The sequence below is a fragment of the Sphingomonas kyeonggiensis genome, from assembly GCF_014204495.1.
Classification (GTDB): Bacteria; Pseudomonadota; Alphaproteobacteria; order Sphingomonadales; family Sphingomonadaceae; genus Sphingomonas; species Sphingomonas kyeonggiensis_A.
Window position 1 is genome coordinate 84,827 of sequence record NZ_JACHLN010000005.1, and the last position, 20,202, is coordinate 105,028.

The 20,202-nt window shown below is 67.6% G+C and carries 21 protein-coding genes and 1 pseudogene; 11 read left to right on the plus strand and 11 right to left on the minus strand.

Annotated elements, in window-relative coordinates; all coding sequences use genetic code 11:
- Window positions 1–127: 127 nt before the first annotated feature.
- Window positions 128–1,924: an IlvD/Edd family dehydratase gene (locus HNP52_RS22080; RefSeq protein WP_184170948.1), complete on the minus strand. Its 1,797-nt coding sequence runs from the start codon at window positions 1,922–1,924 to the stop codon at window positions 128–130.
- Window positions 1,925–1,989: 65 nt separating this feature from the next.
- Complete coding sequence (locus tag HNP52_RS22085) at window positions 1,990–2,163, minus strand: hypothetical protein (RefSeq protein ID WP_184170951.1); 174 nt, start codon at window positions 2,161–2,163, stop codon at window positions 1,990–1,992.
- Between the two features lie 133 nt (window positions 2,164–2,296).
- Between HNP52_RS22085 and HNP52_RS22090 the strand changes: the two genes are divergently transcribed.
- On the plus strand, window positions 2,297–3,586 hold the full coding sequence (locus tag HNP52_RS22090) for a sugar MFS transporter (RefSeq protein WP_184170954.1): 1,290 nt from the start codon (window positions 2,297–2,299) through the stop codon (window positions 3,584–3,586).
- A 14-nt stretch (window positions 3,587–3,600) separates the two neighbouring features.
- On the opposite strand, the gene HNP52_RS22095 is transcribed toward HNP52_RS22090, so the two are convergent.
- Window positions 3,601–4,362, minus strand: coding sequence for a FadR/GntR family transcriptional regulator (locus tag HNP52_RS22095; protein WP_184170956.1), 762 nt, complete (start codon window positions 4,360–4,362; stop codon window positions 3,601–3,603).
- Window positions 4,363–4,493: 131 nt separating this feature from the next.
- Between HNP52_RS22095 and araD1 the strand changes: the two genes are divergently transcribed.
- Window positions 4,494–5,489, plus strand: a complete 996-nt coding sequence (araD1, locus tag HNP52_RS22100) for an AraD1 family protein (RefSeq protein WP_311768532.1) — start codon at window positions 4,494–4,496, stop codon at window positions 5,487–5,489.
- Window positions 5,490–5,502: 13 nt separating this feature from the next.
- Here araD1 and HNP52_RS22105 read toward each other — a convergent pair whose 3' ends face one another.
- Both HNP52_RS22105 and HNP52_RS22110 read right to left on the minus strand, forming a co-directional pair.
- Window positions 5,503–7,098 (minus strand): alpha-N-arabinofuranosidase, encoded by a 1,596-nt coding sequence (locus tag HNP52_RS22105; RefSeq protein ID WP_184170959.1) that lies wholly within the window; start codon window positions 7,096–7,098, stop codon window positions 5,503–5,505.
- A gap of 237 nt (window positions 7,099–7,335) precedes the next feature.
- Entirely contained in the window at window positions 7,336–9,699 is a 2,364-nt protein-coding gene (locus HNP52_RS22110; RefSeq protein WP_184170962.1) for a bifunctional diguanylate cyclase/phosphodiesterase, read from the minus strand.
- A gap of 544 nt (window positions 9,700–10,243) precedes the next feature.
- On the opposite strand from HNP52_RS22110, the gene HNP52_RS22115 reads away from it, so the two are divergent.
- Together HNP52_RS22115 and map are read left to right on the plus strand one after the other, a co-directional pair.
- The gene (locus HNP52_RS22115; protein ID WP_184170966.1) at window positions 10,244–10,468 is read left to right on the plus strand and encodes a ParD-like family protein; all 225 of its coding nucleotides are present in this window, start codon (window positions 10,244–10,246) and stop codon (window positions 10,466–10,468) included.
- The gene (gene map / locus HNP52_RS22120) at window positions 10,452–11,240 is read left to right on the plus strand and encodes a type I methionyl aminopeptidase (RefSeq protein WP_184170969.1); all 789 of its coding nucleotides are present in this window, start codon (window positions 10,452–10,454) and stop codon (window positions 11,238–11,240) included. Before HNP52_RS22115 ends, map begins: the two co-directional genes overlap by 17 nt.
- Before the next feature lie 287 nt (window positions 11,241–11,527).
- On the opposite strand, the gene HNP52_RS22125 is transcribed toward map, so the two are convergent.
- A complete protein-coding gene (locus HNP52_RS22125) occupies window positions 11,528–13,300 on the minus strand; it encodes a fatty acyl-AMP ligase (protein ID WP_184170972.1) in 1,773 nt (590 codons plus the stop codon).
- A gap of 120 nt (window positions 13,301–13,420) precedes the next feature.
- Between HNP52_RS22125 and HNP52_RS22130 the strand changes: the two genes are divergently transcribed.
- The 5 genes and pseudogenes from HNP52_RS22130 to HNP52_RS23215 form a co-directional block, all read left to right on the plus strand.
- A complete protein-coding gene (locus tag HNP52_RS22130; RefSeq protein ID WP_184170975.1) occupies window positions 13,421–13,954 on the plus strand; it encodes a regulatory protein RecX in 534 nt (177 codons plus the stop codon).
- Window positions 13,955–14,020: 66 nt separating this feature from the next.
- Window positions 14,021–14,605, plus strand: a complete 585-nt coding sequence (locus HNP52_RS22135) for a cold-shock protein (RefSeq protein WP_184170978.1) — start codon at window positions 14,021–14,023, stop codon at window positions 14,603–14,605.
- Window positions 14,606–14,618: 13 nt separating this feature from the next.
- On the plus strand, window positions 14,619–15,101 hold the full coding sequence (locus HNP52_RS22140; RefSeq protein WP_184170981.1) for a DUF192 domain-containing protein: 483 nt from the start codon (window positions 14,619–14,621) through the stop codon (window positions 15,099–15,101).
- 38 nt (window positions 15,102–15,139) lie between these two features.
- Window positions 15,140–15,532 (plus strand): NADH:ubiquinone oxidoreductase subunit NDUFA12, encoded by a 393-nt coding sequence (locus HNP52_RS22145; protein ID WP_184170984.1) that lies wholly within the window; start codon window positions 15,140–15,142, stop codon window positions 15,530–15,532.
- 203 nt (window positions 15,533–15,735) lie between these two features.
- Window positions 15,736–15,969 (plus strand): annotated as a pseudogene (locus tag HNP52_RS23215) (DUF2155 domain-containing protein); the annotation flags it as partial.
- Window positions 15,970–16,004: 35 nt separating this feature from the next.
- On the opposite strand, the gene aat reads toward HNP52_RS23215, so the two are convergent.
- The 3 genes from aat to HNP52_RS22165 all read right to left on the minus strand — a co-directional run bounded on the left by aat (window position 16,005) and on the right by HNP52_RS22165 (window position 17,960).
- Entirely contained in the window at window positions 16,005–16,760 is a 756-nt protein-coding gene (gene aat, locus HNP52_RS22155) for a leucyl/phenylalanyl-tRNA--protein transferase (protein WP_184170987.1), read from the minus strand.
- Window positions 16,757–17,491 (minus strand): ParA family protein, encoded by a 735-nt coding sequence (locus HNP52_RS22160; RefSeq protein WP_184170990.1) that lies wholly within the window; start codon window positions 17,489–17,491, stop codon window positions 16,757–16,759. The genes aat and HNP52_RS22160 overlap by 4 nt, the downstream gene beginning before the upstream one ends.
- A gap of 88 nt (window positions 17,492–17,579) precedes the next feature.
- Window positions 17,580–17,960: a hypothetical protein gene (locus HNP52_RS22165; protein ID WP_184170993.1), complete on the minus strand. Its 381-nt coding sequence runs from the start codon at window positions 17,958–17,960 to the stop codon at window positions 17,580–17,582.
- A 361-nt stretch (window positions 17,961–18,321) separates the two neighbouring features.
- Between HNP52_RS22165 and HNP52_RS22170 the strand changes: the two genes are divergently transcribed.
- A complete protein-coding gene (locus HNP52_RS22170; protein WP_184170996.1) occupies window positions 18,322–18,831 on the plus strand; it encodes a hypothetical protein in 510 nt (169 codons plus the stop codon).
- 16 nt (window positions 18,832–18,847) lie between these two features.
- Here the strand turns inward: HNP52_RS22170 and HNP52_RS22175 are convergent, their stop codons facing one another.
- Window positions 18,848–19,345, minus strand: coding sequence for a DNA-deoxyinosine glycosylase (locus HNP52_RS22175; protein ID WP_184170999.1), 498 nt, complete (start codon window positions 19,343–19,345; stop codon window positions 18,848–18,850).
- A gap of 22 nt (window positions 19,346–19,367) precedes the next feature.
- Between HNP52_RS22175 and HNP52_RS22180 the strand changes: the two genes are divergently transcribed.
- Window positions 19,368–19,703: a DUF962 domain-containing protein gene (locus HNP52_RS22180; RefSeq protein ID WP_184171002.1), complete on the plus strand. Its 336-nt coding sequence runs from the start codon at window positions 19,368–19,370 to the stop codon at window positions 19,701–19,703.
- On the opposite strand, the gene HNP52_RS22185 is transcribed toward HNP52_RS22180, so the two are convergent.
- On the minus strand, window positions 19,700–20,167 hold the full coding sequence (locus HNP52_RS22185; RefSeq protein WP_184171005.1) for an SAM-dependent methyltransferase: 468 nt from the start codon (window positions 20,165–20,167) through the stop codon (window positions 19,700–19,702). The genes HNP52_RS22180 and HNP52_RS22185 overlap by 4 nt on opposite strands.
- Between the last annotated feature and the right edge of the window lie 35 nt (window positions 20,168–20,202).

A 20,202-nucleotide genomic window follows, 5' to 3' on the forward strand; every position in this document is an offset into this window, starting at 1 on the left:
GGCGCGATCCCGGTGCCGAAGGCCCGGCTTTCGCGGGATCGGCCGCCGTGGAGCAGCCATGGGAAGCGTGACGACGGCCGCGCGCATCCGCCGGCCGTCATCGCATCCTTGCACCAGGGCGGGAGCGCTAGTGATTGTCGCGCGGCAGCCCCTGCGTCTGGGCGATGCGCTGGAACTGCTCCGACCCTTCCAGGATCGCGCCGGTATCCAGCTGGCCCACCAGCGTGCGCTGGATCTGCTGCCAGGGCGTCTGCGCCGCGGGATAGGGATAGCCGCCCTCGGCCTCGAGCGCGGCGCGGCGCGCCGCCAGTTCCTCCGGCGGCACCAGCATCTCGGCGGTGCAGCGGCCCAGGTCGATGCGCACCCGGTCCCCGGTCCGCAGCAGTGCGAGGCCGCCCATCGCCGCCGCTTCGGGCGCGGCATTGAGGATCGAGGGCGAGGCGGACGTGCCCGACTGGCGGCCATCGCCGATGCAGGGCAGGGCATGGATGCCGGCGCGGATCAGATAGGCGGGCGGGCGCATGTTCACCACCTCGGCCGCGCCCGGATAGCCGATCGGCCCGGCCCCGCGCATCACCAGCAGGCTGTGCTCGGTGATGCCCAGCGCGGGATCGTCGATCCGGGCATGATAGTCTTCCGGTCCGTCGAACACGACGACCGGCCCCTCGAACGCATTGGGGTCCTGCGGGTTCGAGAGATAGCGCCCGCGGAATTCCTCGCCGATCACGCTGGTCTTCATGATCGCGGCGTCGAACAGGTTGCCGCGCAGCACCAGGAAGCCCGACGCTTCGGAAAGCGGACGATCGAACGGCCGGATCACCGCCTCGTCCTCGATCTCGGCGGTGCGGCAATTCTCGCCGATCGTCTTGCCGTTGACGGTAAGCGCGCTCTCCGTGATCAGGCCGCGACTGATGAGCTGCGCCACGACGGCGGGAACGCCGCCCGCGCGATAATAATCCTCGCCCAGATATTCGCCGGCCGGTTGCAGGTTCACCAGCAGCGGCACGTCATGGCCATGTTCCTGCCAGTCGGCGATATCGAGCGAGACGCCGATATGGCGGGCGATCGCGTTGAGATGGATCGGCGCGTTGGTCGATCCGCCGATCGCCGAATTGACCACGATCGCGTTGAGGAACGCCTCGCGGGTCAGGATGTCGGAGGGCTTCAGGTCCTCGGCGACCATCTCCACGATGCGCTTGCCGGTGTGGTAGGCGGCTTCCTGCCGGTCGCGATAGGGGGCGGGGATGGCGGCGCTGCCCGGCAGCATCATGCCCAGCGCCTCGGCCAGGCTGTTCATCGTCGTCGCCGTGCCCATCGTGTTGCAATAGCCGGTCGAGGGCGCCGACGAGCTTACCAGCTTGATGAAGCCTTCATCGTCGATCTCGCCGGCGGCCAGCATCTCGCGCGCCTTCCACACGATCGTGCCCGATCCGGTGCGCTCGCCGCGATGCCAGCCGTTGAGCATCGGGCCCACCGACAGCGCGATCGCCGGGATGTTCACCGTCGCCGCCGCCATCAGGCAGGCGGGCGTGGTCTTGTCGCAGCCGGTGGTGAGCACCACGCCGTCGATCGGATAGCCGTAGAGCAGCTCGACCAGGCCCAGATAGGCCAGGTTGCGGTCCAGTCCCGCGGTCGGTCGCTTGCCGGTCTCCTGGATCGGGTGCACCGGGAATTCGAGCGCGATGCCGCCCGCCTCGCGGATGCCTTCGCGGATGCGCTCGGCCAGCACCAGGTGGTGGCGGTTGCACGGGCTCAGGTCCGATCCGGTCTGGGCGATGCCGATCACCGGCTTGCCCGAGCGCAGTTCCTTCAGGCTCAGTCCGAAGTTGAGATAGCGCTCGAGGTAGAGCGCGGTCATGTCGATATTCTCGGAATTGTCGAACCAGGCGCGGCTGCGCAGCTTGGGGAACGCGGAATCGGTCATCGGTAAGCCTTGTGTGCGTGCTCAATCCCGGCCCGAAGGCGCGGTGGTCGAGAAACGATAGAGGATCAGGTTGCGATAGATGGCGTCGCGTGCATGCCGTAGGCGTTAGACAGAGTTATTGCCTCGATCGCGCGCTCGTCCGCCAGGGCCCCGAAGGCCTTGCGCTCCGCCGTGGCGGCATGCGCCACGCCCGGCATGGCCAGGGGAAGCGCCAGCGCGAGCGCGATGATCGGCTTCATTGCTATCTCCGTCGGGCATATTCGCGATATGCGGCGCCATCGGTTGTTGACGCCCGATTGGCTAATCAATACTCCGACTAGAAAGCAAAGAGCAACCCGCGCCGGACAGGGCGGCATGAGAGGAATGAGAGCCATGGCATTGCCGCCGGGATCAACCGCGACCGTTGCGCATAACGACGTGGCGGGTGCGCCGCGCTACGGCCCGGCGCTTACTCTGCTCGCCTCGCTCTTCTTCATGTGGGGCTTCATCAGCGTCATCAACGGCACGCTGCTGCCGCACCTGCGCAGTGTGTTCGCGCTCAGCTATTTCGAGACCGGCCTGATCGAATCGGTGTGGTTCATCGGCTATCTCCTCGCCTCGATCCCCGCGGCCAGGCTCATCGAGCGGATCGGCTATCAGCGCGCGCTCACCACGGGTCTCGCGGTGATGACGATCGGCTCGCTGGGCATGATCCTCGCCGCCTGGCAGGTCTCCTACTGGATCACCATTGCCTCGCTGTTCATCGTCTCGTGCGGCATCGCGTTGCTGCAGGTTGCGGCGAACCCCTATGTCGCGGTGATCGGCCCGCCCGAGAGCGCTGAATCCCGCCTCACCCTGGTGCAGGCGTTCAACACCACCGGCGACGTTCTGGCGATCCTGTTCGGCAAGTACCTCATCCTCGCGCGCACGACCGGCGGCACCACCGCGCAGGGTACCGAGCTCACCCACGCCCAGCGCATGGCCGACGCGCAGGCGACCGAATTGCCCTATCTGATCGTGGCGATCGTGCTCGCGATCCTCGCGTTCCTGATCGCGCGGGCGAAGCTCCCGGCGCTCGGCGCCGCCACCCGGCGGGTCTCGGCCGAAGAGCGCCGCAGCCTGTCGCTCTTCCGCCACCGCAACCTCATCCTCGGCTGTGTCGGCATCGCGCTCTGCGTGCTCGCCGAGATCGGCGTCGGCAGCTATTTCATCAACTTCGTGTCGCAACCCAGCGTCGCCAACCTGACCCAGGAGCATGCCGCCACCTATCTCACCCTGTTCTGGGGCGGGATGATGGTCGGCCGGTTCCTCGGCGCGGGGCTGATGCGCACGATCGCGCCGGAGCGCGTGCTGGCGCTGTTCGCGCTGATCGCGATGGGCGGCTCGCTGGTTGCCGTGTTCGTGCCGGGGCCGGTGGCGATGTACGGCCTGATCACGGTCGGGCTGGGCATTTCGATCATGTTCCCGGCGATCTTCGCGCTGGCGATCCGCGGGCTGGGGCCGTTGACGGAGGAGGGGTCCGGGCTCCTCATCATGTCGATCGCGGGCGGCGCGCTGGCCTCGATCCAGGGCAAGATCGCCGACGGCTATGGCCTGCACTGGGGCTTTCTCGTCACCGCCGCGTGCAGCCTCTATGTGCTCTTTTATGCGCTATGGGGCTCGCGTCCCACGCCGAGGGCCTGAGCCGGGCGCGGGCCCTACATCGCCGAGCGCGTATCCTCGAGCGCCAGGTCGACCAGGGTACGCATCGCCTGGCTGGCCGCATCCGCATCGCCCGCGACGATCGCGTCGAACACGCGGGCATGGTCGGGCAGCGGGTCGCGGGGCAGGGCGCGGGCGCGCTGCTTGAACTGGGTCGTCCAGTTCACCGCCGCGCCGATGCTCGCGCTCAGCGCGATCAGCGTGCTGTTGCGGGTCGCCTGCAGCAGCGCGTCGTGGAAATCCCGGTCGGCGGCGCGGCCGGCCTCGGTCGCCAGCGTGTGGCGGCGCATCTTGGCCAGCGCGTCCTTCATCGCCTTGATGTCGGCCTTGTCGCGGCGCTCGGCCGCCAGGCGCGCGGCGTTGGGCTCCACGATCGCGCGGAGCTCGAACAGGTCGCGGACGAAGTCGAGATCGGGCTCGCCGGAAAAGGCCCAGGCCAGCACGGCGGGGTCGAGCATGTTCCAGCGGCTGCGCGGCAGCACGCGCGTCCCGGCCTTGGGGCGGCTTTCGACCAGACCCTTGGCCGTGAGCACCTGCACCGCTTCGCGATAGGCGCTGCGCGACACGTCGAGCGCCTCGGCATTGGCGACCTCGCCGGTCAGCCTTTCGCCGGGGGCGATCCGTCCGGAGACGATCGCGGTGCCGAGATAATGGGCGACTGCGCCCCGCAGGCGGCGGCCGGAACCCTTGGGAGACGGCGTCAATTGCACCGCGGAACCCGCCGCGGGCGCTTGGGCCTCCTCCTCCTTCGATGCCATCCGGCGCATGCTCCCTTGTGACTGGCCGGTCTTATCCGCGCACATTCCGGCGCATGCAAGTTGCCTTTGGCGCGCGCCGACAATATGTCGGACTAATTATTGCCGCCCGCAGCGGTTGAAAGGGAGAGGACATGGCATTGCGACTGTTGCAGCATCGGGCCCAGGACGGGACCCGGCGGGTGATCGCGGCGCGGCGGGACGCGGCGGGGTTCGTCGCCGGCGTCTCCGATGTCCGCGCTCTGGCGCTGCGGGCGATCGAGAGCGGCCGGTCGCTGGCGGAGGCGGTCGATGCGCTCGGCATCTCCGGCCAGGTCGATCTCGCGGCCGAGCTGGCAGCGGGGCGGCTGGTGGCGCCGATCGACCATCCCGATCCCGCGCATCTCGTCCTGACCGGTACCGGCCTCACCCATCTCGGCTCGGCGGAGGGGCGCGACAAGATGCACCGCGACGCCGCCGCGGCCACCCACAAGACCGACAGCATGCGGATGTTCCTCGAGGGCGTCGAGGGTGGCAAGCCCGCCGCCGGCGCGGTCGGCCAGCAGCCGGAATGGTTCTACAAGGGCAACGGCACGCATCTCGCCGGCCCCGGCGACGCGCTCGACATGCCCGGCTTCGCCCAGGACGGCGGCGAGGAGCCCGAGCTCGCCGGCATCTACCTGATCGGCCCGGACGGCACCCCCTGGCGCCTCGGCATCTGCCTCGCCAACGAGTTCAGCGACCATGTGACCGAGCGGCACAATTATCTCTGGCTCGCCCATTCGAAGCTGCGCCAGGCCGCGCTCGGCCCGGAGCTGCTCGTCGGCGCGGTGCCCGGGGATGTGCGCGGCACCAGCCGGATCCTGCGCGACGGCGCGACCCTGTGGGAGAGGCCCTTCCTCTCGGGCGAGGCGAACATGTCGCACACGCTCGCCAATCTGGAGCATCACCACTTCAAATACCCGCTGTTCCGCACGCCCGGCGACGTCCACGTCCATTTCTTCGGCACCGCCACCCTCTCGTTCAGCGACGGCATCCGCACCGCGCCGGGCGACGTGTTCGAGATCGAGGCGGCACCCTTCACCCTGCCGCTGCGCAACCCGCTGTCCCGCAGCGCCGACGCCGGCCATGTCGCGGTGCGGACGCTCTGAGCGCGGCGGCGCCTCAGCTCTCGATCCGCACCACCACCACCGACTTGCCCGGCAGGTCGAGCACCAGGCCGCCCTTGTCCGCCTTGCCGGCAAAGGGCCTGGGCACCACCGCTTCCGGCGCGTCGAAGCTGTTGACCGAGTCCACCCGCGGCGCGGTCAGCACTTCGCCGTGCGCGCCGCGCACCTGCAGGCCCGGGAAGCGCGCCGCGATCCGCGCCGGTCTTGCCGGATCGAGATTGGTCACCGCCAGCCACAGCCGGCCCGCCGTGTCGCGCACCGCGACCGCGTCGATCCGCGGCAGCTTGATGTCCCCCTGGCTGTAGACGCCCGCATCGAACGTCACCGGCACGAAGGTCGCATCCTGGAAGGGCAGGTACATCCTGTAGAGATGGTAGGTCGGGGTAAGGACCATCTTCTCCTTGTCGGTGAGGATCATCGACTGGAGCACGTTCACCATCTGGGCGATGTTGGTCAGGCGGACGCGGTCCGCGTGCCGCGCGAAGATGTTGAGGTTGAGCGCCGCCAGGATCGCGTCGCGCATCGAGTTCTGCTGGCGCAGGAAGCCGGGATTGGTGCCCGGATCGGGCGCGAGCCAGGCGCCCCATTCGTCGACCGCGATCGCCACCTTCTTCGCGGGATCGTACTTGTCCATGATCGCGGCGTTCTTCGCGATCGTCTCCTCCATGCCCAGTGTTTCCTTGAGCATCAGCGCATAGCGGCCCTCGTCGAAGCCGGTGCTCGGCTGGGTGGTCGGCCAGCCCCCGCCGGTGGTGTAGCGATGCAGCGAGAGCCCCTCGATGCTCCACGCCCAGTCATGCGCCTTCCACGCCTTCATCACGCTTTCGGTATAGGCGAGATTGTCGTCGCCCGGGCCCACCGCGATGCGCTGCATCGCCCCCGGGCCGTCCGCCGCCTGGGCGGGGTTGTAGTTGCGCACGAAGCGGGCGAACGGCTTCATCACATCGACATAATGGTCGGGGCTCATCGCGCCGCCGCACGACCAGCTTTCGTTGCCGATGCCGAGATACTTCACCTTGTAGGGCGCGGCATGCCCGTTCGCGGCGCGCTCCTTGCCCGCCGTCGTCGCCGGATCGGCGGTCATGTACTCGATCCATTCGGCGGCTTCCGCCACCGTGCCGGAGCCGAGATTGACCGAGATATAGGCGTCGCTGCCGATCTGGTCGGCAAAGTCCATGAACTCGTCGGTGCCGAAGCTGTTGGGCTCGGTGGCGCCGCCCCAGTTCGAGTTGATCGTGACGCGCCGGTCCTTCGCCGGGCCGATGCCGTGGCGCCAGTGATATTCGTCGGCGAAGCAGCCGCCCGGCCAGCGCACGTTCGGCACGCGGATCGTGCGCAGCGCGGCGACCACGTCCTTGCGGATGCCGCGCACATTGGGGATCGGCGAGTCCTTGCCCACCCATACGCCGCCATAGATGCCGGTGCCGAGATGTTCGGCGAACTGACCGAAGATGTTGCGGTCGATCTTGCTGCCCGGCCTGGCGCTGTCCACCGTCACTTCGATCGGGGCCGATGCATCCTTCTGGGCCAGGGCCGGCGACGCGGACGCAAGCAGCAGGGCGAGCGCGCCCGGACGGACAAGATCGAACATCGTGCCTCCCTCTCGTGATCTCTTCTTCCGGAAGGTGGTCCTTCTCGGCGATGACCGAGTTTTAGTCAGACAAAATATCAGGTCAAGCGGCCGGATCCGGCAGCGCGCTGGCACGGATTTGGGAAGATCTCGCCACGGGGGTGGAGCAGGCGCGTGGCCATATTAGCCTGACTAAAGGGCCGTGACGCGAACCGGGAAGTGCGATTCCGGGTGTCGTCGCGCCCGCTTGGCAGCGGCTCAGGCCGCCGCCGTCTCGCCGCTGCTGGCCCGGATCGCCAGCGCGCGCGCTTCCTGCACGGGCAGCGGGCGGCCGAAATAATAGCCCTGCACCTTGGTGCAGCCGAGCCGCTGGACCATGTGGTGCTCCTCCTCGGTCTCCACGCCCTCGGCCGTGGTCGCCATGCCCAGGCTGTCCGCCAGCGCGACCACCGCGCGGATGATCGCGATCGCTTCCTTGGTGCCCTTGGACGCGCCCTGCACGAAGCTGCGGTCGATCTTGATCGTGCTGAACCGGGTGTGCGCCAGATAGCCGAGCGAGGAATAGCCGGTGCCGAAATCGTCCAGGCTCAGCTTCACGCCCAGCTCCAGCACCTTCTCGAGCACATGGATCGCCTGGGTGCCCTCGCGCATGAACACGCTTTCGGTCACTTCCAGCTCCAGCCGCTCGGCCGGCAGGCCCGATTGCGCCAGCGCCTGCGCCACCATCGTGGCGAAGGCCGGCGAGTGGAGCTGCTCGGGGCTGACGTTCACCGCCACGCGGATATCCGAATCCCACTTGGCCGCTTCCTGGCAGGCGGTGCGCAGCACCCATTCGCCGATCGCCGGGATCAGCCGGGCATCCTCGGCCAGCGGCACGAACTTGGCGGGGGAGACCACGCCGAACTCGGGATGCGTCCAGCGCAGCAGCGCCTCGAAGCCGCGCAGCGTGCCGCTGTCGGCCAGCACCACCGGCTGGTAGTTGAGGTGCATCTCGCCATTCTCGACCGCGCTGCGCAGCGCGATCTCGAGCACGCGGCGCTCCTCGGCGGCCATGTGCAGCTGCGGCTCATAGCTGTGATAGGCGCCGCCGCCGCTGTCCTTGGAGCGATAGAGCGCCAGGTCGGCCGAGCGGATCAGCATCTCGGCGGTGCGCCCGTCACGCGGGCCGATCGCGAGGCCCACCGAGGCACCGATGAACAGCGTGTTCTGGTCGATCTCATAGGGGCGCGAGACCGTGTCGATGATCGCCTGGGCCAGCCGCTCGATGCCCGCCGTGTCGGTCGCGTCGCGCACCACCACGGCGAATTCGTCGCCGCCCAGCCGCCCGACCATCTCGTTCTCGCTCATCAGCTGCTTGAGCCGTTCGGAAACGCGCATCAGCAGCCGGTCGCCCACCGGGTGGCCCAGCGTGTCGTTCACGGCCTTGAAGCGATCGAGGTCGATCATCATGAAGGCGCAGCGCGATCCCCATTTTTCGGCCTCGGCCATCGCCCGCGCCAGCGTCTCGTTGAGCAGCAGGCGGTTGGGCAGCCCGGTCAGCGTGTCGAAGCGCGCCATCTTGCTGATCTGGTCGGCGGACTTGCGCGCCTCGGTCACGTCCGAGCCGACGCCGCGGAAGCCGATGAAGCTGCCGCTTTCGTCGAAGCGCGGGCTGGCGGACATTTCCCACCAGCGCTCCTCGCCGCTCACCAGCACCGGCAGCAGCAGGTCATGGAACGGCTCGCGGGTCTTCAGCTTCTCGGCCAGCTCGCGCAGGCCGGGTGCGAAATTGCCGTCTTCCCAGCTCGGCCCGGCCAGCACCTGGAGGAAGGGGGTGCCGTTGATCGTCTTGGGATCGACGCCCAGCGATTTGGAGAAGCGCGGGTTGGCGCGCGCCACGCGGCGCTGCGCATCGATTTCCCAAAGCCAGTCGGCCTCGCCCTCGCGCTCGGTCTCGCGCAGCAGCAGGCTCAGTGTCTCGTCGCGGTCGGCGATCGCGATCTCGCCGGCGCGGATCACCACCAGCGCCTTGCCGCGGGCAAAGGTGGCCATCACCAGCAGCACGGTGAACAGCGCGGAAGCGGCGGCCAGCATCGGCGAGGCGATCAGCGACAGCGTCGTCACCAGCGCGGCGCCGGTGATCGAGACGAAGGTGATCGTGGCCATCGGCAGCGCGGCCATCGCCACGGCGCTGGCGGTCATCAGCAGCGACAGCACGATCCACAGGCCCAGCGCGGCGCTGGCATCGACCAGGTGGCCGAAGGCGAGCGGCGGGATCGACCAGACCGCGCCCAGCGCGATCCCGTCGAACAGCGTGTCGCGCACATCGCTCAACGATGCGGTCACCGCCTCGCGGTGGCGGCGGGCGAGCCGGCGGAAGGCGACGGCGGCACCGGCGGCGGCGACCAGCGCGCTCCACCCGGCGAGCTGCCACAGCGGCACCAGCGGCGCCAGGATCATGGTGACGAGCGATGCGCCGATCACATTGGCGGCGAGCATGAACAGCGCCAGCTGGCTGCCGGCATGGAGCTGGGCGGCGCGGATCGGCCCCCAGTCGGTCGTGTCCGCCGGGTCGTACAGGCCCAGAAGCGCACGCGCATCGATGCGCGGCCGGGCGAATTGGGAGGTCGTCTGGCTAGTCACCCGGCCACGGTAACCCGGCGTTGGTTGACGAGTGGTTAGGGTGGGGCGGGGGAAGGGGAATTTCTCGCTGGGGCGGCGGGATCGGGCTGCATTCAATCCTCCCCCGGAGGGGGAGGGGGAGGGGGACCAGCGCAGCTGGTGGAGGGGTATTCTCCACGGGCGATATCGCCTGAGGCGCGCTACCCCTCCACCACCGCTTCGCGGCGGTCCCCCTCCCCCTTCGGGGGAGGATTGGAATCGCTGCCCCACGTCCTCCACCCGTTCCCCGGCGAAGGCCGGGGCCCAGTTGCCGCGAACCCTCGAAGGCGCGGGAACCTAACGAACGGCATTGCAGCTGGACCCCGGCCTTCGCCGGGGAACGACTAAATTGCCTTTTCTCCAAACCGTCATCCCCGCGCAGGCGGGGATCCAGGGTTACTCTTCCCGGCCGGTACTGCTTGGCCCTGGATCCCCGCCTGCGCGGGGATGACAGGGAAGGGGGCTTGGCACTCGCTACAACAAAACATATACGATCCATATACGAATCATATGCGGACCTCCCCAAATGGGCATCGTGAACATCGAGGAAGACCTGCACGACCAGCTCCGCCGCGCGAGCAAGGTCGGCTGCCGGTCGATCAACGCGCAGGCGGCCTTCTGGATCAAGATCGGCATGCTGTGCGAGACCAACCCGACGCTGAGCTTCAACGAGATCGTCGAGCGCGAGCTGCGTGCTGCCGGCGTCTCCGCCCAACCCCTCGCAGTGGTGCGGCATGACGAAGCAGCCTGAGGAGCTCGCGCTGATGGCCGAATCCGGCCGTCTGCTCGCCTCGGTGTTCGAGATGCTCGATCGCACCGCGCTGGCGGGCATGTCGACGCTCGAGATCGACGCGCTGGTCGAGCGGTTCATCACCCAGGACCTCCAGGCCCGGCCGGCGAGCAAGGGGCAATATGGCTATGGCTATGTGCTCAACAGCTCGGTCAACCAGGTGGTCTGCCACGGCGTCCCGTCGGAGGCCGACGTCCTGCGCGACGGCGATATCGTCAATCTCGACATCACGCTGGAGAAGAACGGGTTCATCGCCGATTCGAGCAAGACCTATCTGATCGGCGAGGTCGCGCCGGCCGCCCGGCGGCTGGTCCAGGCGACCTATGAGGCGATGTGGCACGGCATCCGCACCGTGCACCCCGGCGCGCGGCTCGGCGATATCGGCTGGGCGATCGAGCGTCATGCCAAGAAGAACGGCTATTCGGTGGTCCGCGAATATTGCGGGCACGGCATCGGCCGCGAGATGCATGAGGAGCCGCAGATCCTCCATTTCGGCAAGCCCGGCACCGGCATGGTGCTGCGCGAGGGCATGGTGTTCACGATCGAGCCGATGCTCAACCGCGGTCGCCGCGGCGTGCGGACGGAGGCCGATGGCTGGACGGTGGTGACCCAGGACGGCTCGCTCTCCGCCCAGTTCGAGCACACCGTCGCGGTGACCGCGACCGGCGTCGAGGTCCTCACCCTGCGCCCGGACGAGCGCGGCGTGTTCGAACGGATGCAGCGCGCGGCCTGAGCCTGTCCGTTCTCCGGCGAAAGCCGGGGCCCAGGGTAATCGAGCGAGACTGCAGGGAAACCCTCTGGACCCCGGCCTTCGCCGGGGAACCACGCTGCCTTGCAATGTAGGATTTCGCCTGCTTGGCTCACGCAGCCGGGCGAACCACCCGGCCGCTCCTTGAACCCGTCAACCGGCTATGCCGCGGAAACCGCCCGGAAGCGGTTTCCCGAACCCTGATTCCACCAGCCGCCGGTCGAGGGTTCGAATCCCTCGCCCTGCGCGGCCCGTGTCGTCATTTGCAAAAATCAGGCGGCGAGCGCGTAGGGCTTGATCTCGCCGTTGAGGTAGAGGTTGCGGGCCTTGGCGCGGCTGAGCTTGCCCGAGCTGGTGCGCGGCAGGGTGCGCGGCGGCACGAGCTCGATCACGCAGTTCATGCCCGTGACGGAGCGGACGCGCTCGCGGATCTCGTCGCGCAGGCGCAGGCGCTCGGCTTCGTCCGAGGTGCGGCACTGGACCAGCACCGCCGGCGTCTCTTCGCCGCCCGGGGTGGTGATCGCGAAGGCGGCCACGTCGCCCTGCTTGAACGCCGGCAGCTGCTCCACGGCCCATTCGATATCCTGGGGCCAGTGGTTCTTGCCGTTGATGATGATCATGTCCTTGGCGCGGCCGACGATGTAGATATAGCCGTCCGACATGTAGCCCATGTCGCCGGTATCCAGCCAGCCGTCCTTCAGGCAGGCATCGGTCGCTTCCTGGTCGCGGAAATAGCCGACCATGACCGACGGGCCCTTGCACCAGACCTTGCCGATCGCCTTCTCGGGCAACGGCGTACCGTCCTCCTCGCGGATCTCGATCGTCATGTCGCGCGCCGGAACGCCGCAATTGACGATCGCGCGGAAACGCTGCGGCCGATCGCCACGGGCGACTTCACCGCCCGAAAGCTGGGTCTCTTCGACCAGCTCGACCATGATGCCTTCGCCCGGCGGCATGATCGACACGGCGAGGGTAGCTTCCGCCAGCCCGTAGCTCGGCAGGAAGGCGGTCGCCTTGAAGCCCGCATCGGCGAATGCGTCGACGAACGACTGCATCACGTCGGGGCGGATCATGTCGGCGCCGTTGCCGGCGACGCGCCAGCGGCTCAGGTCGAAGCGCTCGCTGGCCTTGGTCTGGCTCGACATGCGGCGCGCGCAGATGTCGTAGCCGAAGGTCGGCGAATAGCTGAGCGTGTTGCCCGGGTTGCGGCTGATGAGGTCGAGCCAGGCGAGCGGGCGCCGGGCGAAGTCCTCGGTCTTGAGATAGTCGGTCGAGACCTGGTTGGCGACGACCGAGAGCAGGCAGCCGACCAGACCCATGTCATGGTACCAGGGCAGCCACGAGACGCAGCGGTCGCCGTCGGTCACGTTCATGCCGTGGCTGTGCGCCGCCAGGTTGTTGAGCAGCGCATGGTGGGTGATGACCACGCCATGCGGGAAGCGGGTCGAGCCGCTCGAATATTGGAGATAGGCGATGTCGGTGGTCTTCGCCTCGGGCAGTTCCACCGGCACCGCGTCGCGCTGGACGAACTCGGACCAGTCCACGCCCGGCACGTTGCGGCCGCGCGCCGCCTCGGCGCACATCGCGCCGATCTCGGGCGGGTAGAGCAGCATCGAGGGATCGCAGCTCTGCAGCTGGACGGTCAGCTGGTCGATGTACGACTGGGCGCCGCCGAAGCTGGTCGGCAGCGGCAGCGGCACCGGCCAGGCGCCGGCATAGACCACGCCGAAGAAGAGCGAAGCGAATTCGGCGCCCGTCTCCGCGATCAGCGCGATGCGATCCTCGGGCTTCACGCCCGCGGCGATCAGGCGATGGGCCTGCTTCAGCGCATCCTCGCGAAGCTCCGCGAAGGGATAGGGGCGCACGAGGTTACCGCGCGCATCGTGGAAGTTGAGCCCGCGTACGCCCTGAGCAGCGTAATCGAGCGCATCGCCCAGCGTATCGAAATCCGCAAGGCGACGCGGCAGGCTGTCATCGGTAGGCGTAGGCGCGAGCGTTCCCGCTTCCTTTTCTGCCTCTAGCGATCCCGTAACGTCCAATACCATTCTTTATTCCGTGCCCCTGCGTGGTAGCCAACGTCGTGCCCCCACGACATTTTTTTGAGGCTAGCCTCTGCTACGCACTATCGTTCAAAATCGGTTGCCACTGTGGCACAATCATGGCGCATGCCTGACCCGAGACGCCCCCTGCCACCGCTGAATAGCGCCGATCTGGAGCGTTTCGCGCTCCGCTATGTCGAACGTTACGCTACGACAAGAGCTAAACTGACGGCGTACCTGTCTCGAAAGCTGCGTGAGCGGGGCTGGGACGGGGAAAAATCGCCCGATCCGGAAGGACTGGCAGAGCGGATGGCCGAACTCGGTTACGTCAATGACAGGCTCTATGCCGAATCGAAGGCGGGATCGATGGCGCGGCGTGGCCTGGGCGCGCGCAGGGTGCGGGAAGCGCTGCGCTTTGCCGGGGTCGAGGCCGAGGATGCCGAGGCGCTGGCGCCCGCGATAGAGGCGGACGGCGTCTCGAGCGCGATCACGTTCGCGCGGCGCAAGCGGATTGGCCCCTATGGGCGGGAACTGGCCGATCGGCCGCTCCAGGAAAAGCAGATGGCGGCGATGATCCGGGCCGGCCATGCACCCGGACTGGCCCGCGCGATCGTCCGCATGGCCCCGGGGGATGACCCGGAAGACACACTCCGGAAATGAATCGCACAAAGGCAATTCCATTTATGGAAAATACTATGTTAATGACGTCCTTCGGGGGACAGGAAAATGCGTGCTGACCAACAGGTTGCGCAGAAGGACTATACTGACACGCCGGACGAAAACGGGGGAATTGGCGGGGACCGGATGGACGAAGGTCAGGTCTTTGCCGGTGTCGTGAAATGGTTCGACGTTACGCGGGGGTTCGGCTTTCTAGTGGCCGATGATGCCGCCGTGGGCGACATTCTTATCCATTTCACCGTGCTTCAGGAACATGGCCGGCGCTCGCTGCCCGAGGGGGCTCGGGTCGAGTGCACCGCCGTGAAGCGCCAGCGGGGGCTGCAGGCGCGCGAGATCATCTCGATCGATCTGAGCGAAGCGGTCGAGGCACCCAAGCGCCCGGCCGAGCGCACCGACCGGGTGAAGCTGATCGAGACCGCCGGGCCGTTCGAGCCGGTGGAGGTGAAGTGGTTCAATCGCCTCAAGGGCTATGGATTCCTGGTGCGCGGGTCCGACTCGGCCGATATATTCGTCCATATGGAGACGCTGCGCCGTGCTGATATCGAGGAGGTCGAACCCGGCCAGCCGCTCAGCGCGCGCATCGTCGATGGCGAAAAAGGGCCGCTTGCCGTGGCGGTCGAAAGGACCAGCTAGTCAGATGAAGTGCATGCGTGGGTTGGGAGCGGCGCTCGCCGCTTCGGTGTTGCTTGTCTCGGGTGCCTGCCAGGGAGCTGCGGAGACCGGCCCCGCAGCAGTTCAGGCGGCGAAGAAGATCGACGTCACGGTCGAGAGCGCCAATGGCCCGCATGTCTTCCATGTCGAAGTGGCGCGGACTTCGGCGGAGCAGGAGCGGGGCCTGATGTTCCGCACGAACCTGCCCCAGGACGGCGGCATGATCTTCACGCCCTATCCGGCCGAGGGGGAGCCGCGTGAAGCGAGCTTCTGGATGAAAAACACGCCGACCGCGCTCGACATCATCTTCATTCGCGCGGACGGCAGCATCGCCCGGATCGGCGAGAATGCGGTGCCGTTCTCCGAGGACAATGTGAAATCGGGCGAGCCGGTGGCCGCGGTGCTCGAGATCAATGCCGGCGTTTCGGCGAAACTGGGCATCAAGGCGGGCGACAAGGTGCATTGGGCGAAGCAGTAAGCATTGCCTCGCCCCGCGCTCCTCGCTAATCCGCGCCCATGGGCCTCAATCTCAATCCCTTCACCTGGTGGAACGGCGCCACCTTCGGCACCTGGATCGCTCTGCGCAGCAAGACGCAGGTCGGCGAAGACCATATGGGCAACCTCTATTATGAGGGCGGCAAGGACCCCAACGGCATCACGCGCCGCTGGGTGATCTATAACGGCTCGAACGATGCGAGCCGCGTGCCGCCGGAATGGTTCAGCTGGCTCCACCACCAGATCGATTCGGTGCCCGACCAGGCGCTGCCGGCACCCAAGGCGTGGGAAATCCCCGGCGAAGTGAACCTGACCGGTTCGCAGCTCGCCTATCGCCCGAGCGGCGCGCTGGAAAAGGGCGGCCACCGTGCCCGCGCCACCGGCGACTACGAGGCCTGGACCCCCGGCGCATGATCCGTCGCCCCGCTGGAGCCGTCGCGGCCGGGCTGCTGCTCGCCCTCGGCGCGTGCTCGGGCGGGGGCGGCAAGGATGCTTCGAAGAACACGGCATCGGACGAGATCGTCACCACCGGCGGCCGCGACTCGGGCGGCCAGCCCGCCGACGTGATCACCGTCGACCGTGACGGCAAGGCTATCGAGGACGCTTCGGCGACGCCGATGAAGGACCGCGTCGCGGTTCTCGGCATCCTCAACAAGCGCAATGGCGAAGCGCGCGAGTTCAAGCTCAAGCCCGGCCAGGCCGTCCGCATCGGCGATGTGATCGTCCGCCTCAAGGCCTGCGACAAGACCGCGCCCTGGGAAGCGGATCAGCTCACCGGTGCGTTCGTCCAGGTGGATGTGCTCGAAGTCGACAAGAAATGGCACCGCGTGCATTCGGGCTGGCTGTTCGCCGAGCGCCCGGCGCTGAACGTCGTCCAGCACCCGATCTACGATGTGTGGCCCAAGAGCTGCGCGATGACCTTCCGCGACAGCGGGCCGGACACGGTGCCGGCGCCGGCCGCGGGCGGCAGTGGATCGGGCAATGCGTCGAGCGCGAAGAAGTCGCCATCGACCGAAGGCGCGCCCGTTGAGAGCCCTGCGGCCGAATCGCCGAGCGCCGCGCCCAGCAACGCGACATAGTCGTCACGCGGGATCTCGATCGCGCCGAGCGTCGAGAGATGCTCGGTGATGAACTGGCAATCCAATAGAGTGAACCCGCCGGCGCTCAGCCGGGCGACGAGGTGCGCGAAGGCGACCTTGGACGCGTTGGGTACGCGCGTGACCATCGATTCGCCGAAGAAGGCCCGGCCGAGCGCAAGGCCGTAGAGGCCGCCGGCGAGCGTGTCGCCATCCCAGCATTCCACCGAATGGGCGAAGCCGCGACGATGCAGCTCGAGGAAGACGCGTTCGATCGGGCCGTTGATCCAGGTATCGGGCCGGTCGGCGGCGCTTTCGGCGCAGAGCTGGATGATTCGCTCGAACGCGGTGTCCACGGTCAGCCGGAAGCGGCCCGACTGGATGACCTTGCGGAGCGAGCGCGAGAAGTGGAAGCCGTCGAGCGGCAGCACCCCGCGCAGCTTGGGCTCGACCCAATAGACGGTGGCCGCGGTGCGGTGATCGGCCATCGGGAACACGCCCATGGCATAGGCGCGCAGCACCAGGTCGGGGTCGAGTTCCTGTTGCGGCGGCTGGGCGCGGCTCAACGCTTCTTGCCCGACAGCCGGCGCTCGATCGCCTGCCAAAGCCCCGCAAAGGCCTGGGCACCGGGGCTGCGCGGCGCGAAGCTGCCGACCGCGGCGCGGTGCACGCTCATCGATTCGACGATGCTCGCCATCGGGATCACCGGCCAGTCGGGATGCGCGGCCACTGCCTCGACATGCAGCTTGCGCCGGCGATCGACCATCGAATGCACCGGCATCAGCGACACCTTGCCGCCCTTGCGCGCGAGGTGGGTCGAGACTTCCTCGAAGGCGCGGGTGGAAAGCGGGGAGGGGATCACCGGCACCACGATCAGGTCCGCGGCGCGCATCACCTGCTCGCTGGTCTCGGTCAGCCCCGGCGGGCAATCGAGCAGCACTCGATCATAGGCTTTGTCCAGCTCGCCCAGCAGCTTGGCCAGCCGCTTCTTCTTGTCGAGCTCGTGGAAGGTAAGGTCGAGGCCGCGCAGCGACGTGTCGGCGCCGATCAGGTCCAGCCGCTCGATGCCGGTATGCTGGACCAGCTTGGTAGGGGCGACATCCTTGGTGAAGATCGCCTGGGCCTGATCGCGGGTCTTGCCCTCGGGCTCGACAAGATAGGTCGAGGCGGCCTGCGGATCGAGATCCCAGAGCAGCGTGCGCCGGGCCGACAATGTAGCCGATGCCCAGGCCAGGTTCACGGCAAGCGTCGTTTTCCCGACGCCGCCCTTCAGGCTGTAGATCGCCACCGTGGCCAAAGCGCTCTCCTCTTGCTGGCCAAGCCTCGCATGAAAAAGGGCCGGCGGGAATGCCCGCCGGCCCTTGATGAAACACTGGATGCCGCGATCAGCCGTGGCAGGCGCGCGAGCCCTTGCCGGGAACTTCGATCGTGGCGTTCTTCGAGGTGCCGGTGACCTTGTAGCCGCCGTCGGCGACGAAGGGCTGGCCGGCTTCCGGCGCCTTGAGCAGCGTGCCCGGGCCGTCCTTGGTTTCCTTGATCAGGACCATCTTGGCGCCCTGATAGAAGTCGGCGAACACGACGCTGTTGTCCTTGCAGCGCATCGAGACCGAGGCCTCGATCGACGGCGGCAGCTCGACCTTGGGGGCGTTCTTCAGGGCTTCAGCCTGGGGATCCGGAGCGGTACCAGAGACTTCCTCGGGCTTGTTCTCACAGGCCGCGAGCGAGAGGAGCACTGCGGCGGCGGCGAAAAAGGGGGCTTTCTTCATAACGGGCTGGAGCTTTCGTTCACCATGCAAGAATCGTCAAGCGATTCGTGATATAGAGTTACATATCGATTGTGCGCTGCGACATGACATCCGTAATATTGCGAAGTCATGGCAGACACCGATGTCATCCATGGAATTCACTCATTTCCGGAATACGTCCAAAAGCGATCTTTGTGCCTGTACGGTCGATTCTGCCGCCTTGCAGCGCATGGGTGGGCAAGTATCGCAGCCGAATTTCTGGTTAATGGAGTCGGTCGAGGTGGACCGGGATGCGGCGACCAAAGCCGGGAACTGGTGGTGCGCTCCAAGGCTTGACCCCCGCAAACGCCCTGCGCAGGGTCGCGGCGAGGGAGAATGATCAATGCGCGCACTCGCCATTGCCGCGCTGCTGATGCTGGCGGCCTGCGGATCGACGGAAAAGGCGGAGGAGCCCAAGGCTGCGCCGAGCCCAAGGGGCGCGCATCTTGGCGATGTGTCCCTCAACAAGCCGCTGCGCGCGACCGACAATGCCCTGACCTGGTCGCTGGAAGTCGCGCCGGGATCGATCACCCTTACGCGCTTCGCCGGGCGCGGGAGTGAGGGCGATGTCTCGCAATTCTATCCGGTCTCGCCGAAGATCGATGGCGACAAGGCCGTATGGCAGACCAAGGATACGCTCGGCCAGCCGGTAACGATCACCTTCGTCAATGCGCGCTGTACCGAGGGTGGGGCGCCGGCGATCGAGCGCCCTCTGACCGCGGAACTGAAGATCGCCGACAAGGTCTTCCACGGCTGCGCGGGCGTGCGGCCGGTGGACGGGCCGAATTCGGCGTCCGATGCCGGGAACGCGTCGGCGGACAATGTCGCGGACGATGTGGGGAATGCGCGTTGAGCCTTTGGGCGCCCCGTCAGGCGAGCAGCGGCCTGAGCGCCTCCCATTGCGGGAGCTTCTTCTCGAAGCCGATCGTGTGGAGCGGGCTCGACGAGGGCAGGGCGACGATCGTGTAGCGCGTCGCCGCGGCACCGAGCTGCTTCGATCCGGTGCGGAATGCGGTGCCGCCGTTGAACGCGATGGCGCGCAGATCGGGCAGGGTGGCGGCAAGGGCGGCGATGTCATGCCCTTCGACATCGCGCAGTGCGGCATCGGTGCTGCCGGTGCGCCGCGCGCTGGCAACCACGTCCCACAGGCCGATACGGGCGTCGAGCAGCGCGATGAGGCGGTCGGGGTAGTCCAGCGCAGCCAGGTCGCGCCCCGCCGCGTGGGAGATCAGGCGCCAGAACTGGTTCTGCGGGTGGGCATAATAACGCTGTTCGGCCAGCGAGCGCTCCCCGGGGAGCGACCCGAGGACGAGCAGGCGGGTGCGGGCGTCGACCACGGGCGGGAAGCTGTGCTTGCGCGGATCCATCAAGCCGCGTTAGCCTGACGTCATGGCACGCACCATCACCACCTATCGCGAATTCTGGCCCTTCTATCTGCGCGAGCATGGGAAGCCGTGGACGCGGGGCATGCACTATGTCGGCACGATCCTCACCCTGTGGTTCCTGCTGCTCGCGCTGGGTGGCGCGGGATGGTGGTGGTGGCTGGCGATCCCGCTTGCGGGCTATGGCTTTGCCTGGGCGGCGCATTTCGGCGTCGAGAAGAACCGGCCGGCGACCTTCACCTACCCGCTCTGGTCGCTGGTTTCCGACTATCGGATGTTCTTCCTGTGGTTCGGCGGCCGGCTCGACGCGCATCTCGCCCGGGCGGGCGTGGCGACGGCCTAGCCGTCCGCCAGCACCCTGCCGCCAAGGCGCGCCAGCGCGCCGCCCAGCGGGCTGCACGGATAGGGCATCGGTTCGGACAGGAAGATCAGGTCGGCGGCACCGTCATGCTCGGAGGCGAGCGCGGCGATCGGCTCGGCGATCTCGAAATGCAGTTCGGTGGAAGGGTGGGCGTCGGTCTCGGCCTGCCAGCGGGCATGCCGGATGCCGGCGGTCCAGAGCGACACGCCGCGGCCTTCGATCGAGACGAAGCCCAGTTCGCGCGCCTTGGCCGCGGCGCGGAGGAGTCGGCCGCCATCGGCGCAGTCGAGATCGAGCATGCGGACCGAGCGGTGGCCATGGTTGCGGAATTCGAGCAGCGCCTTCGCGATCCGCGCGTCACAGGGGCCGTGTCGCGATCCTCCGGGCTCGGTCGACAGGCCGGCGCGGCGCAGCAGCCCGCCGAGCGAGAATTGGGTGGCAGTCATTGTTTCTTCTCCTGGGAATTCATGGAGGTCCTCAG

Excerpts from the sequence above, each read along its gene's own strand:
- HNP52_RS22080 (WP_184170948.1), bottom strand. The coding sequence starts at position 1,924 with ATGACCGATTCCGCGTTCCCCAAGCTGCGCAGCCGCGCCTGGTTCGAC.
- HNP52_RS22085 (WP_184170951.1), bottom strand. The coding sequence starts at position 2,163 with ATGAAGCCGATCATCGCGCTCGCGCTGGCGCTTCCCCTGGCCATGCCG.
- HNP52_RS22090 (WP_184170954.1), top strand. The coding sequence starts at position 2,297 with ATGGCATTGCCGCCGGGATCAACCGCGACCGTTGCGCATAACGACGTG.
- HNP52_RS22095 (WP_184170956.1), bottom strand. The coding sequence starts at position 4,362 with ATGGCATCGAAGGAGGAGGAGGCCCAAGCGCCCGCGGCGGGTTCCGCG.
- araD1 (WP_311768532.1), top strand. The coding sequence starts at position 4,494 with ATGGCATTGCGACTGTTGCAGCATCGGGCCCAGGACGGGACCCGGCGG.
- HNP52_RS22105 (WP_184170959.1), bottom strand. The coding sequence starts at position 7,098 with ATGTTCGATCTTGTCCGTCCGGGCGCGCTCGCCCTGCTGCTTGCGTCC.
- HNP52_RS22115 (WP_184170966.1), top strand. The coding sequence starts at position 10,244 with ATGGGCATCGTGAACATCGAGGAAGACCTGCACGACCAGCTCCGCCGC.
- map (WP_184170969.1), top strand. The coding sequence starts at position 10,452 with ATGACGAAGCAGCCTGAGGAGCTCGCGCTGATGGCCGAATCCGGCCGT.
- HNP52_RS22125 (WP_184170972.1), bottom strand. The coding sequence starts at position 13,300 with ATGGTATTGGACGTTACGGGATCGCTAGAGGCAGAAAAGGAAGCGGGA.
- HNP52_RS22130 (WP_184170975.1), top strand. The coding sequence starts at position 13,421 with ATGCCTGACCCGAGACGCCCCCTGCCACCGCTGAATAGCGCCGATCTG.
- HNP52_RS22135 (WP_184170978.1), top strand. The coding sequence starts at position 14,021 with ATGCGTGCTGACCAACAGGTTGCGCAGAAGGACTATACTGACACGCCG.
- HNP52_RS22140 (WP_184170981.1), top strand. The coding sequence starts at position 14,619 with ATGCGTGGGTTGGGAGCGGCGCTCGCCGCTTCGGTGTTGCTTGTCTCG.
- HNP52_RS22145 (WP_184170984.1), top strand. The coding sequence starts at position 15,140 with ATGGGCCTCAATCTCAATCCCTTCACCTGGTGGAACGGCGCCACCTTC.
- HNP52_RS22165 (WP_184170993.1), bottom strand. The coding sequence starts at position 17,960 with ATGAAGAAAGCCCCCTTTTTCGCCGCCGCCGCAGTGCTCCTCTCGCTC.
- HNP52_RS22170 (WP_184170996.1), top strand. The coding sequence starts at position 18,322 with ATGCGCGCACTCGCCATTGCCGCGCTGCTGATGCTGGCGGCCTGCGGA.
- HNP52_RS22175 (WP_184170999.1), bottom strand. The coding sequence starts at position 19,345 with ATGGATCCGCGCAAGCACAGCTTCCCGCCCGTGGTCGACGCCCGCACC.
- HNP52_RS22180 (WP_184171002.1), top strand. The coding sequence starts at position 19,368 with ATGGCACGCACCATCACCACCTATCGCGAATTCTGGCCCTTCTATCTG.
- HNP52_RS22185 (WP_184171005.1), bottom strand. The coding sequence starts at position 20,167 with ATGACTGCCACCCAATTCTCGCTCGGCGGGCTGCTGCGCCGCGCCGGC.